Origin of the sequence: Streptomyces sp. NPDC056600, from assembly GCF_042792855.1 — a bacterium.
In the GTDB taxonomy this organism is placed as follows: Bacteria; Actinomycetota; Actinomycetes; order Streptomycetales; family Streptomycetaceae; genus Streptomyces.
In genome coordinates, this window is record NZ_JBHTVQ010000033.1 from 1 (window position 1) to 15,717 (window position 15,717).

A 15,717-nucleotide genomic window follows, 5' to 3' on the forward strand; every position below is an offset into this window, starting at 1 on the left:
CGCGCGCACCGGTTCCCCGTGCCGCCCGGGCGGCACGGGGAACCGGTGCGCGCGGACCTAGCCGGTCGTCAGCGCACGTTGACGGCGGTCCAGGCGGCTGCGACCGCGTTCTGCTCGGCCGAGCCGGCGCCGTAGAGCTCGCCGGCCGCCGCGAGGGTGGCCGCGCGGGCGCCGGCGTAGGTGGTGGACGAGGTCATGTGCACGGTCAGCGCCCGGTACCAGATCGCGCCGAGCTTGCCCCGGCCGATGCCCGTGAGGGTGGAGCCGTCGCAGGTGGTGCCGGAGTGCTCCAGGCCGCCGATGTCCTGCGTGCCGGTGCCCTCGGCGAGCAGGTAGGCGAAGTGGTTGGCGACGCCGGACGAGTAGTGCACGTCCAGGTTCTTGGTCGTGGAGGACCAGCAGGCGGCGGAGGAGCCGTCGCGGTCCGGCCGGTCCATGAAGCGCAGGGCGGCGTCGCCGAAGCCGGGCTTCACTATCTCCTCGCCGACGTAGTAGTCGCCCGGGTCGCTCGCGTTGGCGGCGTGGAACTCGACCAGCGAGCCGAAGATGTCGGAGGTGGCCTCGTTGAGACCGCCGGACTCCCCGGAGTACGTGAGGTCCGCGGTCGCCGAGGTCACGCCGTGGCTCATCTCGTGGCCCGCCACGTCCAGCGAGACCAGCGGGCCGAAGGTGGTGCCGTCACCGTCGCCGTAGGTCATGCAGAAGCAACTGTCGTCCCAGAAGGCGTTGTTGTAGTTGCTGCCGTAGTGCACGCGGTTGTACGAGCCCTTGCCGTCGCCCGCGATGCCGAGCCGGCCGTGCACGTTCTTGAAGTAGTCCCAGGTCATGTTCGTGCCGTACTGGGCGTCCACGGCGGCGGAGGCGCGGTCGGAGGCGGCGCCGGTGCCCCAGGCGTTGTCGGCGTCGGTGAAGACCGTGGAGGGGGCGCGGCGCAGGCACAGGGTGAGGATGCACAGGTCGGTCTTGTTCGCCGCGTCACCCGTGTAGGTGTTGCCCCGGGTCGGGTCCTTCAGGGAGTACGAGGTCCCGCTGCCGGTGGTCTCCAGCGGCACGGTGCCCGCGTACAGGGAGCGCCCGGTGCCGGTCGCGGCGTGCACGGAGTCCCAGGAGTCCAGCTCCTTGCCGGTGCGGGCGTCCACCAGCACCTCACGGCCGACCGGGTTGCCCCGCGCGTCCTTCGCGGTCACCTCGGTGTGCCAGGCCAGCCGCGGGGTCCGGCCGTTCAGGGCGTCCACCACCAGGCGCGAGTCGGCCTCGGGCGCGACCACGGTCCGCTCCACGGACCGCAGGAGGTCCTCCGCGACGTCCAGGGCCCTGGACTCGGACACGGCCGGGGTGAGGGCCGGCACGGACAGCCGCGCGCGGCTCGCCCGGTCGGCGCCCTCGAACGCGCCCTTCGGCGAGAGGTGGACGACGAAGTCGCCGCCCAGCACGGGGAGATCGGCGTAGGTGCGGTCGAAGCGGACGTGTTCGGAGCCGTCCGCGTCGACGACCACGTCCTTGACGACGAGTTCCTGCCGCGCGCCGAGGCCGAGGCTCGCGGCCCGGGCGGCGACCGCCTTCTCCGCGCGGGCGACGGCGGCGGCCTCGCGGCCGGGGGAGGGGGCCTGCGGCGCGGAGGGCGCCGCGGAGGCCGTGACGGGCAGGGCGGTGGCCAGCAGCAGCGCGGCGGCGGCCGCGGCGGTGGCGGCCAAGCGTGATCCGGTGTCTCTCGCGCGGGGGCGCGAGAGCCGGGGGCGGTTGGTGTCCATGACAAGCATGGTTGTCCCGCCCGGGAGCGGACGAGACCCGTCCGGCTGGGGAGATCCGGTGAGCGACGTGCGGAGTGCGGCGCGCCGACGGCGATTCCGCGCCACCTGCGACGACCGCGTCCCGGCGGTGCCCGAGCGGGGCGGGAAGGGGGCGCGGCAGGAGAGGGTGTACCTGGCACCACCCCCGACGGGGGGCGGTGCCCCGTGCGGCCGCCGCCCACCGGCCGTAGCGTCGGGGACGTCGGGAACACACCCGGCGAAACAGCACCGGACGACGGGGAGTTGGACACATGTCCGCCAAGAAGGCATTCGTGGCCGCGGCACGCGGTTTCGCCCTGGGAACGTTCTCCCTCATCGGCTCCTCCCTCCTGCTGTTCCTCACCCTGCTGGCCGCCGCCCTGGTCCCTCTCGGCGTCGGCACCCTGCTGCTGCCGCCCCTGCTGGACGTCATCCGCCGGTTCGCCGACCTGCGGAGGCTGGCCGCGGCCCGCTGGTACGGCATCGACATCCCGCCCGCCGGGTACGGCCCCGGCCCCGCCGGACTGCCCGCCACCGGTCCGGCCCGCACCCTGCACCTGATGACGGACCCGGCGGTCCGCCGCGACCTGCTCTGGCTCCCGGTGGACATGACCGCGGGCTTCCTCCTCGCGATGCTGCCCGTGGCCCTGCTGAGCAACGCCGTGCAGGGGATCGCCCTGCCGCTCGGGCACTGGCGGGTCGTCGCGGAGGGCGGGGACTACTGGTACCTGTTCCTCCCGGTCAGCTCGCAGGCCGACGCGATCGGCGCCGGGCTCCTCGGACTGCTCGTGCTGCACCTCGCGTTCCGCTTCAACGACCGCCTGCTGCGCGCCCACTTCACGCTCACCCGGACCCTGCTGTCCCCCGGCCGCGCCACGCTGGAGCGCCGGGTGGAGCAACTCGCCCGCACCCGGCACGACGCCGTGGACACCTCCGCCGCCGAACTGCGCCGCATCGAACGCGACCTGCACGACGGGGCGCAGGCCCGGCTGGTCGCCATGGGGATGAGCCTCGGCACCATCGAGACCCTCCTCGACCGGGACCCCTCGCAGGCACGGCTGCTGCTCGCCCAGGCACGCGCCGAGTCCGCCGAGGCGCTCGCCGAACTGCGCGACCTGGTGCGCGGCATCCACCCGCCGGTGCTGGCGGAGCGCGGCCTCGGCGACGCGGCGCGGGCGCTCGCGCTCCGGACGCCGCTGCCGGTGGAGGCCGACGTCGACCTTCCCGGCAGGCCGGAGGCCGCCGTGGAGTCGGCCGTCTACTTCGCGCTCAGCGAGATGCTGACCAACGTCGTCAAGCACGCCGAGGCGACCCGGATCTGGCTGGAACTGGGGTACCGCGACGGCATGCTGCGCCTGACCGTCAGCGACGACGGGCGCGGCGGCGCCGACCCGGCGGCCGGCACCGGACTGGCGGGGGTGGAGCGGCGGCTGGGAGCATTCGACGGTGTCCTGGCCGTCAGCAGTCCGACCGGCGGCCCCACCGTGGTGACCCTGGAGATTCCGTGCGCGTTGTCCTCGCCGAAGACCTCTTCCTGCTGAGGGACGGCCTGGTCCGGCTGCTGGAGGCGCACGGCTTCGAGATCGCCGCCGCCGTCGACAACGGCCCAGGACTGGACCGCGCCCTGGAGGAACTGGAGCCGGACGTCGCCGTCGTCGACGTCCGGCTCCCGCCCTCCTTCACCGACGAGGGGCTGCAGTGCGCCCTGCGGGCCCGGCGCCGCCGCCCCGGCCTGCCGGTGCTGGTGCTCTCCCAGCACGTCGAGCAGCTCTACGCCCGCGAACTGCTCGCCGACGGCAGCGGCGGCGTCGGCTACCTGCTGAAGGACCGGGTGCTGGACGCCGGGCAGTTCACCGAGGCCGTCCGCCGGGTCGCGGCCGGCGGCACCGCCATGGACCCCCAGGTCATCTCCCAGCTGCTCCAGCGCAGTGCGGGCGACGACCGGCCCGTCTCACGGCTCACCCCGCGTGAGCGGGAGGTGCTGGAGCTGATGGCGCAGGGCCGCTCCAACGCGGCCATCGCCGGCCGCCTGACGGTCACCGAGCGGGCCGTCGCCAAGCACACCGCCAACATCTTCGCCAAGCTCGGCCTGGAGGTGTCCGACGACGACAACCGCCGGGTCCTGGCAGTCCTCGCCTACCTCGACGCCGCCTGAACCGGGGCAGCCGGCTCCCGCTCCGGCTCCGCCGGCTCGGCCCGGCGCGGCGAGCCGTACGGGCTCCACCAGTTGGCCGGCCCCAGGACCGCCATCACCGCCGGCACCAGCACCCCGCGGACCAGCACCGCGTCCACCACCGCCGCCAGCGCGATGCCCACGCCGATCAGCTTGAGCGTCGTCACCGGCGCCGAGGCCATCGCCGCCGTCGAGATCGCCACCGCGGCCGCCGCCGAGGTCAGCAGCCGCGCCGTGCGGGCGATGCCGTCGATGACGGACCGCCGGTTGTCCCCGCACCGGTCGAACTCCTCGCGGATGCGGCCCAGCAGGAACACCTCGTAGTCCACCGACAGGGCCAGCGCGACGAACAGCGTGAACAGCAGCAGCGAGGCGTCCAGCGTGCCGGTGACCGTGAATCCGCCCACCAGCCACCGCATCCGCCCCTCCTGGAACACCCAGACCACCGCGCCGATGCTCGCGCCCAGACTCAGCACCGCCACCGCCAGGGCCTTCACCGGGGCGATCCAGCTGCGGGTGAAGTACCCCAGCAGCAGCGTCAGCGCGGCCGCCAGCGACGTCAGACACCACGGCAGCGCCCGGCGCACCGCCGCGTTGGTGTCGGCGATCTCCGCGGTCCGGCCGCCCACCGCCACCTCGCCCGGCGCGGGCACCGCCCGCACCGCCTCCAGCGCCGTCCGGGCCCGCGCCGAGTCCGGGGCCGCGTCCAGCGCCACCGCCAGCACCACGCCGCCCGCCCGCGTGCCCCGCCCGGTGGCGACCGGACGCACCCAGGTGACGTCCTCGACAGCCCGCAGCCTCTCCAGGTAGGGGGCCGTCGCGCCCGGCCGGGCCACCCCGGTGAGCACCACGGTCAGCATCCGCTCCGGCGGCGAGGCCAGCTCCGCGTCCACCCGCTCCTGGGTGCGGGCCACCTGCGCCGAGGCGGGCAGCGCACGCTCGTCGGACAGGCCGAACCGCGCCTGGGTGACCGGAGCCGCCAGCAGCACCAGCAGCAGCGCCGTGAGCGAGCCCGCCGCCCACGGCCGCGCGGTCACCGCCAGGCAGACGCGCCGCCAGAACCGGCTGTCGTCACCGGTGCGCGCCCGCCGCCACCGCCGCAGCGGATCGCACCGGTCGACCCTCCCGCCCAGCAGTCGCAGGCACGACGGCAGCACGGTCAGCGCGACCACCGCCGCCAGCACCGTCGCCGTCGCCCCGGCGAGCGCCAGCGCCCGCAGCAGCGGCACCGGGACCACCAGCGCCGACGCCATGCAGCAGGCCACCGCCACCGCCGAGAACACGATCGACCGGCCGCTGGAGCGGCGCGCCGCCGCCAGCGCCGACTCGAGGTCCTCGCTCCGCCCGGTGTGCTCCTTCACCCGCGCCAGCAGGAACAGCGTGTAGTCGACCGCCAGCCCGAATCCGATGGCGGCGGCCGCGTTCACCGCGAACGAGGAGACGTCGAGGAAGCGGGCCAGCAGCCCGATCACCGGGATCGAGCAGGCCACCGTGAGCACCGCCACCCCCACCGGCAGCAGTGCCGAGACGGCCGAGCCGTAGGCGAACACCAGCACCGCGAACACCAGCGGCGCGGCGAGGAGTTCGGCCCGCGCGAGGCCGGCCGCCGACGCCCGGCTGAGCTCCCGGCCCACCCACACCGGCCCGGTCGCCTCCACCCGCACCCCCCGGGGCGCGGCCGCCCGCGCCGCGGCCAGCACCCCGGCGGCGGCCTTCCTGCGGTCCACGCCGTCGCCCGTCATCCGCACCGACACCAGCCGCAGGCCGCCGTCCGGGGAACGGGTCGGATCTGCGGGGGAGGCGGTGGCCGTCCAGGCCCGCCGCACCGCCGGATCGCCGTCCAGGGCGCCCGTCACCGCCCGCGAGCCCGCCGCGACGGCCGACGGCTCGCGCCCGGTGACCACCAGCACCAGGTCGGGCGCCGCCACCCCCAGCCGTTCCGCCGCCCGCGCCGCCCGCACGGCCTCGGTGCCGGTGGCGGCCGCACCGCCGGTGTCCAGCGACGCCAGCGCCGCGGGGGCCAGCGCCCCCGCGCCGAACAGGGCCAGCAACGCGCCCGCCACCACCATCAGCGCCCGCCGCCGCAGGGGGTCCCGGGCCCCCTGCCGTTCGGGCCCGCCGCTCTTCCCGCCGACCGTCTCCACGCCGTCACCACCTCCCGACACCGCGCCCCGGCCACGCCGGGAGCCATCCGTCGCCGGTGGCGCCGAGGCGCACCGCCGCCCTGGTGAATCCGGACGACGCGGGGTGCGTGTCACCGATTGTCCGCCTGTGCGATGCGCCTACGGTGCCGAAGTCGGACGCGGCTGCCGGGTGATCCACCGTGTCCGGACCCGAATCCCACCTGTTCGGCGGGCGGTGCGGCCCTGCGGTGACCCGGCCGGGGACGAGCACCCTCCGCGGTGGCCCACAGCACCCCCGCACGGCACGGGCCGCCCTTCGTCACCCGCTCGTGAGGAGAGACAGTTGACGGACCTGCCGCTCGTCGCACGGCTCGAGGCCATGCTGCGCGACCACTTCGAGATCGCGCCCGAGGCGCTGCGCCCGGACGCCACCCTCAGGGAGCTGGACATCGACTCGCTGGCCATGGCCGAGATCCTCGCGATCATCGAGGACGAGGACGGCGTCAGCCTGCCGCCCGGCCTGCCCGGCCTCGGTCCCGACACCACCCTGGCCGACGGCCTCCGGATCATCGCCGAGGCGGCTGCGGCAGCCGGGGCAGCCGGGGCGGCCGGGGCGGCCGGGGCGGCCGGGACGGCCGAGGCCGCCGCGGACGTGAGGGGCGAGACGGCGGGGGCCGCCCAGTGAGCTCCGCGATCGCGGTCACCGGCCTGGGGATCGTCGCCCCGGGCGGCGTCGGGGTCAAGGAGGCATGGGAACGCCTGCTCAGCGGCGTCCCCACCGCGGCCCGCGACCCCGAACTGGAGGGCCTGCCGGTCGACTTCTCCTGCCGGATCGAGGACGAGGCGATCGCCGCCCGGCTCGGCCGGGGCCTGCGCTGGCGTACCGACCGCTTCATCCAGTTCGCCGTCGTCGCCGCCCGGGAGGCCGTCGCCGACGCCGCCCTGTACCCGGAGGAGTGGGACGGCGAGCGGGTCGGGGTGGTCATCGGTGTCGGCGGCAGCGCCATGGCGCACACGGACGAGTACACCAAGCTGATGGAGGGCCGGTACGGCGCCATCACCCCCAGCCTGGTGGCGCGCAGCCAGCCGGGGATGGCGGCGGGGGAGGTCTCCATCGACCTCGGTGCACGTGGCCCGATCCTCACCACCAGCACCAACTGCACCTCCGGCGCCTCCGGCATCGCCATGGCCAAGCTGCTGCTGGACTCCGGCGCCTGCGACATCGTGGTCGTCGGCGGCACCGAGTCGGCCCGCAACGCCTGGGGTTCGGCCGCCTTCTGGCGGATGGGCGCCCTCTCCTGCCGCGGCGACGACCCGGCGGCCGCCTCCCGGCCGTTCGACGCCGACCGGGACGGCTTCGTCCTCTCCGAGGGGGCCGGGGTGCTGGTCCTGGAACGCGAGGAGCACGCCCGCGCCCGCCGTGCCCGCGTCTACGCCCGCCTCGCCGGACAAGGGCTCGCCGGTGACGCCCACCACTGCGTGGCTCCGGAGCCCGAGGGCGCCGGAGCGGCCCGGGCGATGCGTGCGGCGATCGCCGACGCGGGCCTGAGCCCCGCCGACATCGACCACGTCAACGCCCACGGGACCTCGACCACCCTCAACGACCTGGCCGAACACCTCGCGCTGCGCGCCGTGTTCGGCACCCCGCCGCCGGTCACCGCGAACAAGGGCGTGTTCGGTCACGCCATCGCCGGCGGTTCCGCGATGGAGGCCGCCTTCAGCGTGCTCTCCCTGCACCAGCAGGTCGTCCCGCCCACCGCCAACCTGGACCGGCAGGACCCGGAGATCGACCTGGACGTGGTCGCGGGCGCCCCCCGCCGCGTCGCGTTGCGGTCGGTGATCTCCAACTCGGTGGGCTTCGGCGGGCACAACGCGGCGCTCGTGTTCACCGCGCCCTGAGGCCCCCGGCCCGGGGCCGGGAGAGGTCAGCCGGCCTCGGGCGGGCCGTCCCTCCCGGTCCCGGCGGCCTTCCCCGCGTCGAGGGCGGCCTTCCCGGCGTCGAGGGCGGTCTTCCCGGCCGCGAAGGCGGCCGATCGCTCCCGGACGCGTTCCACGTGGGCGGTGAACTCCTCGCCCGCGTCCGGGGTGAGGACCCGCAGCGCGATCAGCGCGCTGAGCGCCACGTCGCACAGCTCGGCCCGGACGTCCTCCCAGTCGTGGGTGACGCCCTTGCGCGGGTTGTGGCCCATCGCGCCGATCACCGCCTGGGCCGTCTCGCCGACCTCCTCGGACAGCTTCAGCACGGCCAGCAGCACCTCCTGCTCGCGGGGCCGCGCGTTGCTCCGGTCGATCCAGGTCCACAGGTCCTCGACCGACTCCCACATCCGTCGCTCGTCCACGCAGGTCAGCGCTCCAGAACGACGCGGCCGCCGATCTCCACCCAGCCGCCCGGCTGCGGCGCCGTCAGGATCTGCGAGCCGGCGCCCTGGGAGATGTTCAGGGCGCGTCCCAACTGCTGGGTGAGGAGCAGCGCGGCCGCGCCGGTCGCCTCGTCCTCGTCGATGCCGTCGTCCCGGCCGGGGAAGGCGCGGGCCCGGACGCGGCCCGCCGCCTCGTCCTCCCAGGCCCAGGCGTAGATCCACTCGCCCTTCTCCGGCACGTCGAGGGAGTCCACCTCGACGGCGGAGGCGTACTGGCGCAGGACGCGCGGCGGCGCCCACTCGGCGCGGGCCTCGATCCAGGTGAACTCGCCGTCCAGCCGGACCCCCACCTCGCCGGCGGCGGTGATCAGCTCGGGCAGGTCCAGCAGCCAGGCGGTGCCCACGCAGGGGTGGCCGGCGAACGGCAGCCGCAGCGTCGGGGTGTAGATGTCGATCACACCGCGCTCCGGGTCGTCGACGAACACCGTCTCGCTGAAGCCGAGTTCGGCGGCCATCGCCTGCCGTTCGGTCTCGCCGGGGATCTTCGAGCCGTCGCGGACCACGGCGAGTTCGTTGCCGTAGCCGCGCCCGGCGTCGCAGAAGACCCGGAGCACGTCGTAAGGAGTCACGTCGCGCATTCAAGCATCCCCCCGGTACCGCCCGCGCGCCCCGCCCGTCACGGGTAGGGTGCGGCTGCGTAAGCCGGAAGGAGAAGGCGAGTTGAAGAGCACGAGGGGGCGTCGCGTCCTGCCGGCCGTCCTGGCCGCGCTGTCCCTGGCCCTGAGCGGGTGCGTCGTGGTGCACGGGGAGCGGGAGGTCCTGCCGGCCGCCACCCCGAAGGAGGCCGCCGGCGCGCTGCGCACGTTCACCGACGCCTACAACGCGGCGGACGAGGCGTACGACCGGAGCCTCGACGAGGACCGGGTCACCGGCGCGTTCGGCGCCATAGACGGCGCGCGGCTGAAGGCGCGCCACGCCAACCACCCCGACGGCAACGCGGCCCACGAGCCGCTTGAACTGAGCGACGCGCGCTACACCATCCCCGCCAAGGCGGGCTGGCCGCGCTGGTTCCTCGCGGACGCCCGGGGCAACAAGGGCGGCGACGCCCGCTGGATGCTGGTGTTCGTCAAGGAGCACGCGAAGGAGCCCTGGCAGGCGGCCTACCTGACGCTCCTCGACCCCGACGACGTGCCGGACTTCCGCAAGGACGAGGACGGCCACGCGGTGCCCGCGGCGGCGGGCGACCAACTGGCCCTCCCCCCGTCGAAGCTGAGCGAGGCGTACGCCGACTACCTCGGCGAGGGCGGCGAGACCTTCGCCCAGGGGCCGCACACCAGCGTGGTGCGCGAGCAGCGGGAGCGCAACGAGAAGCGGCCCGGGCTGGTGCGGCAGTTCAAGGACGAGGCGCTCACCAAGGGCGACTACGCGCCGCTGGGACTGCGCACCGCCGACGGCGGGGCACTGGTCTTCTTCGCGACCCGGCACTTCGAGCGGCTCACGGCCGCCCAGGGCACGGAGATACCGGTGCAGAACGAGGACGTGCGGGCGCTGATCACCGGCGAGGTCGGCCAGACGCTCACCATGGAGTACGTCTCGCAGCAGGCGGTGCGGGTGCCGCGCAAGGGGCAGGCCGTCTTCCTGAGCCGGGTGCCGGGGCTCACCGCGGCGCGCGGGGAGTAGCCGCCGCGCGCGGGGAGTAGCCGCCGCGCGCGGGGGAGCGGCGGGCCGCCCCGCCGGCCGGCAGGTCAGCGCTGGAGGGGCCAGACCGCGCCGGCCGGCTCCTCGCCGGCGTGCTTCTCGATGGCGTCGGTCAGGGCCTCGAGCAGCAGCAGCGGCTCCGGCAGGGCGTGCTCCGGGCCGCGTACCCACCGCACGGCCCGGCCGTCGTCGCCCGGCAGCCGGGCGGGCGGCACCAGGACGTACGAGCCGCGGCAGTGCCAGCGCAGACCGGGATGGTCCTCGTCGGTCTCGGGGTGCGAGTCGAGCTCGCAGGGCCACCACTCGTCCTCGTCCTCGGGCGTGCCGCGGGTCTGCGTGAAGAAGAGCATCCGCCCGTCGTCGCTCTCCGCGACCGGGCCGACGTCGATCCCCTCGGCGAGCAGCCGCTCCAGCGCGGCGCGGCCCGCGTCGAGCGGGACGTCCAGCACGTCGTTGAGCATGCCGGTGGCGGTGATGAAGTTGGCCTCCGGGTCGGCGCTCAGCCACCGCCCGACCTGCGCGGGATCGGTGGTGGACTGCGTCTGCCAGGCGAAGGAGAGCGGGTGCCGGGCGGGCGTGGGACAGCCGACCCGTTCGCACGAACACCGGTAGCCGACCGGGTGCGCGGCCGGCGCGAGCGGCAGCCCCGCGGCCGCGGCGGCGAGGAGCAGGGCCTCACGGTCCTCGGCCCCGGCGGCCTCCTGCGGACGCCGTCCGCGCAGCCACTGGGAGATCCTGCTCTGCCGGCCGGGACGGCCGCCGAACGTCGCGCTCATCTATCCCCTCACCTCGCCGATGGTGCGGACAACATGCCCCATGGTCGCACCGTCACGTCCGTCCGGGGCGAGCCTGCGGAAACGCACCCGGCGCTCCGATCGGAGGTCATTGCCTGATTTCATGGTAATTGCCGGGCTCGGCGGGCGGCCAGGAGTCCCCCCAGTCGGCGTCCCGGGCCGCCCTGTAGAGGTCGCCGTGGCGTTTGGTCACCGTGTGGCGGCGCAGCTGCTCCTCGGCCTCGCACAGGTCGAGCAGCACCTGCCCCTTGCGGATCTGCGGGCGCCGCACCACCCGGGACGGGGCGGGGGAGACCTCGGCCGCGGGCAGCCGGGTGGCGGCGACGTAGCTGAACTTCTCGTCCTCGTAGGGCAGCGAGCCGGCCTTCACCTGGCGGTGCAGGGAGGAGCGGCTGACCCGGACCGAGAAGTGGCACCAGTCCTCGCCGGGCACGATCGGGCAGGCCGCGCTGTGCGGGCAGGGGGCGGCCACGCGGAAGCCGGCCGCGATCAGGCGGTCCCGGGCGGCGATCACCCGGGCGTAGCCGTCGGGAGTGCCGGGCTCGACGACCACGACGGACGGGGCGGCGGCGGCCGCGGCGTCGACGACATGGGCGCGGTCCTGCTCGGTGAGCTCACCGAGGACGTAGGACACCGTGACGAGATCGGTGCTCTCGATCCGGAGCGCCGCTCCGATGCGCGAGCGCTGCCAGCGCGCCTCGGCCAGGGCCGGGTACGCGGCGGCCAGCTCGCGGCCGAGCGCGAGGGCGGGCTCCGCCCAGTCCAGCACCGTCACGGGCCGCTCCCCGTCCCAGGCGGCGGTGACCGCCCAGGTGGCCGCGCCGGTGCCGCCGCCCACGTCCACGTGCGAGGCGGGCGTCCACCCCGGGACCGCCGAGGCGAACGCCTCCAGCGCCGAACGCACCGCCTCGAAGGTGGCCGGCATCCGGTAGGCCGCGTACCCCGCCACGTCCGCGCGGTCGCGCAGGATGGGGGCGTCGGTGGGGGTCCGGCCGCGGTAGTTGGCGATCAGCCGGTCCACGGCCTGGGCGGCCTGCCGGGGCGGGAGTCCGTCGAGCAGCGCCGCGAGCGCGGTCCGGAGGGTCTCGGCGGGGGACGACACGATGTTCACCCCCCGATTGTCGCAGCCGCCGGGCACCGCCTCGGCCGCCGCCGCCCGGTCCCGGTGGCCGCCCCCGGGCCGCCGGGGCGGTGGCCCGGGGGCGGCCGGTGCCCGGTCCGTGAGACGTCGGGGCCGGGCGGGCCGGAGTGCGCGGCGGCCGATCTATGCTCTGCGCAGGGCTGATGTCACGAGGTGAGGAGCGGCCGGGATGGCTGAGACGGTGCGATGGGGAATTCTGGCCACGGGCGGGATCGCCGCGGCCTTCGCGGGTGACCTCGTCGACATCCCGGACGCCGAGCTGGTGGCGGTCGGTTCGCGGTCCAAGGAGTCGGCCGACGCGTTCGCCGAGCGGTTCGGCATCCCCAGGGCCTACGGGGACTGGGCGTCGCTGGCCGCCGACGAGGACGTCGACGTGGTCTACGTCGCCACCCCGCACACCGCCCACCGGGCGGCCGCCGGGATGTGCCTGGAGGCCGGACGCGGCGTGCTGTGCGAGAAGCCGTTCACGCTGAACCTGCGCGAGGCCGAGGAACTGGTCGCGCTGGCGCGGGACCGCGGGCGCTTCCTGATGGAGGGGATGTGGACCGCCTGCAACCCGCTGGTGCGCCGGATGCGGCAGCTGGTGGAGGAGGGCGAGATCGGCGAGGTGCGGACGGTGCAGGCCGACTTCGGCCTGGCCGGCCCGTTCCCGGTCGCGCACCGGCTGCGCGACCCGCAGCAGGGCGGCGGGGCGCTGCTCGACCTCGGCGTCTACCCGATCGCCTTCGCGCAGATGCTGCTGGGGGAGCCGGACCGCGTCACCGCCCAGTCGGTGCTCTCGCCGGAGGGCGTCGATCTCCAGACCGGAGCGGTGCTCGGCTGGGAGAGCGGTGCTCTCGGTCTGGTGCACTGCTCCATCGTCGGTGCGACGGGCATCACCGCCTCCGTCACCGGCACCCGCGGCCGGATCGACGTGCCCGACGGCTTCTTCCAGGCGGATCGTTTCGTCCTGCACCGCGAGGGCCGCGAGCCGCAGGAGTTCGCGCTCACCGCGGGCGACGGCCTGCGCAGCAGCTTCCGCCACGAGGCGCTCGAGGTGATGCGCGCGATCCGGGCCGGCGAGACCGAGTCCCCGCTGGTCCCGCTGGAGTCGACCCTCGCCGTCATGCGCACCCTCGACGCGATCCGCGACCAGGTCGGAGTCCGCTACCCGGGCGAGTGACCCCGGGCCGGCGGCCCCGGTCCCGACCGGCCGCGAACCGGCCCTGACCGGCTCCGGGGGTGCGGGCGACGAGCCGGCGCCCCCGGAGCCGGGAGCGCCGTCAGGCCGGGGTGAGTCCCGGGTTGCCCGCCTCCGTGGTGAACGCGGCGGCCACCGTCAGCGGCGCGCCCGGCGTGGTGATTTTTTCGACGGTCTTGAACTCCGTCCGGGCCTCCCGCCGGCCCAGCTCCACCGTGGCGTAGCCCCGCAGCCCGTTGTAGAACTTCAGGTGCGGGTTCCGCGCGTGGTACCCCGCCCAGTTCGACGGCCGTGCCGAGCCGTCGCCGCCCGAGGAGATCGAGCTGGTGACGATCTCGGTGCCCAGCGTCCGCGAGGTGGGGTCGTCGAAGTCCTCCTTGACGTCCAGCCCGTAGTGCACGTGGACGTCGCCGGTGAGGATCACCAGGTTCTCCTGGCCGGACGCCTTCCACCCCTCCAGCACCCGCCGCCGGGAGGCCGGGTAGCCGTCCCACGAGTCCATCGACAGCGTGGTGTTCCCCGCGGTGGCGTGGTTGCGGCGGCTGAAGGTGACCTGCTGCGGCACCACGTTCCAGACGGCCGAGGAGCGGCGCCAGCCGTCGACGAGCCACCGCTCCTGCTCCGCCCCGGTCAGCGTCATCGACTCCGCCTCCGACTCGGCGGTGGGCGTCTTCCAGCCGTCCCCGTTCGCCTGGTCGGTGCGGTACTGCCGGGTGTCCAGGACGTCGAACTGGGCCAGGCCGCCCCAGTGCATCCGCCGGTACAGCTTCAGGTCAGGGCCCTCGGGCCGCTGGGCGGCGCGCAGCGGCATGTTCTCCCAGTACGCGCGGTAGGCCGCGGCGCGGCGCAGCAGCCACTCCTCCGGCGGGAGCGAGCCCTCCGGGTGGTCGCCCGCGTAGTTGTTCTCGGTCTCGTGGTCGTCCCAGGTCACCACGAACGGGTGCGCGAGGTGGGCGGCGATCAGGTCCGGGTCGGACTTGTAGAGCGCGTACCGCAGGCGGTAGTCCTCCAGCGTCACCGTCTCGTGGGCGAAGTGGGCCGGGATCACCCGGTCCGTGTAGTTGCGGGCGCCGCCCTTGGCGTCCACGGCGTACTCGTACAGGTAGTCGCCGAGGTGGAAGACCGCGTCGAGGTCCTCGCCGGCCAGGTGGCGGTAGGCGGTCCAGTGGCCCTGGTCGTAGCGCTGGCAGGACACCAGGCCGAACCGCAGCCGGTCGACCCGGGCCCCGTACGCGGGCGCGGTGCGGGTACGGCCCGCCGGGCTCACCCAGTCGCCCACCCGGAAGCGGTAGTGGTACTCCGTGCCGGGCCGCAGGTGGCGCACGTCGACGTGGACGGCGTGGTCGAACTCCGGGTGCGCCCAGGCGTGACCGCGCCGGACGACGCGGGTGAAGCGTTCGTCGTGGGCCAGCTCCCAGTGCACGGAGACCCGCCGGTCCGGCAGCCCGCCGTCGGGGTCCAGGGGCCTGGGAGCCAGCCGGGTCCACAGCGCCACCGAGTCCGGCAGCGGGTCGCCGGAGGCCACGCCCAGCGTGAACGGGTCCTCGGACAGCTGCGCGGGCTCGAGCTCGTCCGCGGCGGCGGTGCCGGCGCCGGGCAGGCCCACCGCGAAGGCCAGCGCGGCCGCCGCGGCGGTGGTGGTCAGGAATCTTCGGCGGCCGAGCCGGAGCGCGGCGTCACGGAGTTCGGCGGAGTGCGGACCGGTGGGCGAGGGCATGGTGGCCTTCCGGGACGAGGACGGTGACGGGGTGCGGAAGGCATTCGAGCGGGACAGGACGACCCCCCGTTGTTGAGGACACGACATGCAGATGACGGCTGGGTAACCTCCCCACGACCCCCGGTGATCACTCGCGTGGGCGGATGGAACGGCGCAAAGCCGGGGACCCGGGTCCGGTCCGCACCGCTAACGGGTTCAGGGAGTCGACGTGACGTGTTTCGACCGGCGTGATCTTGGTCTGCTGCTGCTCCGGGCAGGCACCGGCGGCGTGCTCGCGGCGCACGGCGCGCAGAAGCTGTTCGGCTGGTTCGGCGGCCACGGCCTCGAGGGCACCGGGCAGTGGATGGAGTCCATCGGCTACGCCCCGGGCCGCACCAGCGCCACCATGGCGGGCGCCGCCGAGACGGGGGGCGGCCTGCTGCTCGCCCTCGGCCTGGCCACGCCCGCGGCGGGCGCGGCGGCCGCGGGCGCGATGGCGGGAGCGGCGGCGGTCCACGCCCCGCAGGGCTTCTTCGCGCAGAGCGGCGGCTACGAGTACGCGGCCTCTCTCGGGCTCACCGCCGCGGGCCTGGCCGTGACCGGCCCCGGCCGGATCTCGCTCGACCACCTGCTCGGGCACGCGCTCAACAAGGGGTGGATGGTGCCGGCCGTGTTCGCCGCGGTGGGCGCGGCGACGGCGTGCGTGGTGGGCAGCCGCAACCGCCGGGTCAGGAAGCAGCAGGAGGAGGGCGTGCAGGAGCCGCTCTTCGAGGAGTGACCGGC

14 protein-coding genes are annotated in these 15,717 nt (G+C 75.2%); 7 read left to right on the top strand and 7 right to left on the bottom strand.

Annotated features, from left to right (window positions below):
- Positions 1 to 68 precede the first annotated feature (68 nt).
- Positions 69 to 1,751, bottom strand: a complete 1,683-nt coding sequence (locus tag ACFRAV_RS17810) for a M4 family metallopeptidase (protein WP_382556503.1) — start codon at positions 1,749 to 1,751, stop codon at positions 69 to 71.
- A gap of 290 nt (positions 1,752 to 2,041) precedes the next feature.
- Between ACFRAV_RS17810 and ACFRAV_RS17815 the strand changes: the two genes are divergently transcribed.
- Both ACFRAV_RS17815 and ACFRAV_RS17820 read left to right on the top strand, forming a co-directional pair.
- On the top strand, positions 2,042 to 3,310 hold the full coding sequence (locus ACFRAV_RS17815; RefSeq protein WP_382556506.1) for a sensor domain-containing protein: 1,269 nt from the start codon (positions 2,042 to 2,044) through the stop codon (positions 3,308 to 3,310).
- Positions 3,274 to 3,924 (top strand): LuxR C-terminal-related transcriptional regulator, encoded by a 651-nt coding sequence (locus tag ACFRAV_RS17820; protein ID WP_382556509.1) that lies wholly within the window; start codon positions 3,274 to 3,276, stop codon positions 3,922 to 3,924. The genes ACFRAV_RS17815 and ACFRAV_RS17820 overlap by 37 nt, the downstream gene beginning before the upstream one ends.
- On the opposite strand, the gene ACFRAV_RS17825 is transcribed toward ACFRAV_RS17820, so the two are convergent.
- The gene (locus ACFRAV_RS17825) at positions 3,906 to 6,086 is read right to left on the bottom strand and encodes an MMPL family transporter (RefSeq protein ID WP_382556511.1); all 2,181 of its coding nucleotides are present in this window, start codon (positions 6,084 to 6,086) and stop codon (positions 3,906 to 3,908) included. The genes ACFRAV_RS17820 and ACFRAV_RS17825 overlap by 19 nt on opposite strands.
- A gap of 322 nt (positions 6,087 to 6,408) precedes the next feature.
- Between ACFRAV_RS17825 and ACFRAV_RS17830 the strand changes: the two genes are divergently transcribed.
- On the top strand, positions 6,409 to 6,750 hold the full coding sequence (locus ACFRAV_RS17830; protein ID WP_382556514.1) for an acyl carrier protein: 342 nt from the start codon (positions 6,409 to 6,411) through the stop codon (positions 6,748 to 6,750).
- Positions 6,747 to 7,964 (top strand): beta-ketoacyl-[acyl-carrier-protein] synthase family protein, encoded by a 1,218-nt coding sequence (locus ACFRAV_RS17835; protein WP_382556516.1) that lies wholly within the window; start codon positions 6,747 to 6,749, stop codon positions 7,962 to 7,964. Before ACFRAV_RS17830 ends, ACFRAV_RS17835 begins: the two co-directional genes overlap by 4 nt.
- Before the next feature lie 26 nt (positions 7,965 to 7,990).
- Here the strand turns inward: ACFRAV_RS17835 and ACFRAV_RS17840 are convergent, their stop codons facing one another.
- Together ACFRAV_RS17840 and ACFRAV_RS17845 are read right to left on the bottom strand one after the other, a co-directional pair.
- Positions 7,991 to 8,404, bottom strand: coding sequence for a MazG-like family protein (locus tag ACFRAV_RS17840; RefSeq protein ID WP_382556518.1), 414 nt, complete (start codon positions 8,402 to 8,404; stop codon positions 7,991 to 7,993).
- A gap of 5 nt (positions 8,405 to 8,409) precedes the next feature.
- Positions 8,410 to 9,054 (bottom strand): PhzF family phenazine biosynthesis protein, encoded by a 645-nt coding sequence (locus tag ACFRAV_RS17845; RefSeq protein WP_382556660.1) that lies wholly within the window; start codon positions 9,052 to 9,054, stop codon positions 8,410 to 8,412.
- A 91-nt stretch (positions 9,055 to 9,145) separates the two neighbouring features.
- Here ACFRAV_RS17845 and ACFRAV_RS17850 point away from each other — a divergent pair, with 91 nt between their 5' ends.
- Complete coding sequence (locus ACFRAV_RS17850; RefSeq protein WP_382556520.1) at positions 9,146 to 10,105, top strand: hypothetical protein; 960 nt, start codon at positions 9,146 to 9,148, stop codon at positions 10,103 to 10,105.
- A 65-nt stretch (positions 10,106 to 10,170) separates the two neighbouring features.
- Here ACFRAV_RS17850 and ACFRAV_RS17855 read toward each other — a convergent pair whose 3' ends face one another.
- Both ACFRAV_RS17855 and ACFRAV_RS17860 read right to left on the bottom strand, forming a co-directional pair.
- Positions 10,171 to 10,899 (bottom strand): bifunctional DNA primase/polymerase, encoded by a 729-nt coding sequence (locus tag ACFRAV_RS17855; RefSeq protein ID WP_382556522.1) that lies wholly within the window; start codon positions 10,897 to 10,899, stop codon positions 10,171 to 10,173.
- A 106-nt stretch (positions 10,900 to 11,005) separates the two neighbouring features.
- Complete coding sequence (locus ACFRAV_RS17860; protein WP_382556524.1) at positions 11,006 to 12,028, bottom strand: small ribosomal subunit Rsm22 family protein; 1,023 nt, start codon at positions 12,026 to 12,028, stop codon at positions 11,006 to 11,008.
- Between the two features lie 199 nt (positions 12,029 to 12,227).
- On the opposite strand from ACFRAV_RS17860, the gene ACFRAV_RS17865 reads away from it, so the two are divergent.
- Complete coding sequence (locus tag ACFRAV_RS17865) at positions 12,228 to 13,220, top strand: Gfo/Idh/MocA family protein (protein WP_382556526.1); 993 nt, start codon at positions 12,228 to 12,230, stop codon at positions 13,218 to 13,220.
- A 100-nt stretch (positions 13,221 to 13,320) separates the two neighbouring features.
- On the opposite strand, the gene ACFRAV_RS17870 is transcribed toward ACFRAV_RS17865, so the two are convergent.
- On the bottom strand, positions 13,321 to 14,955 hold the full coding sequence (locus ACFRAV_RS17870) for an alkaline phosphatase D family protein (protein ID WP_382556529.1): 1,635 nt from the start codon (positions 14,953 to 14,955) through the stop codon (positions 13,321 to 13,323).
- Between the two features lie 208 nt (positions 14,956 to 15,163).
- On the opposite strand from ACFRAV_RS17870, the gene ACFRAV_RS17875 reads away from it, so the two are divergent.
- A complete protein-coding gene (locus tag ACFRAV_RS17875; RefSeq protein ID WP_382556532.1) occupies positions 15,164 to 15,712 on the top strand; it encodes a DoxX family protein in 549 nt (182 codons plus the stop codon).
- Positions 15,713 to 15,717: the final 5 nt, after the last annotated feature.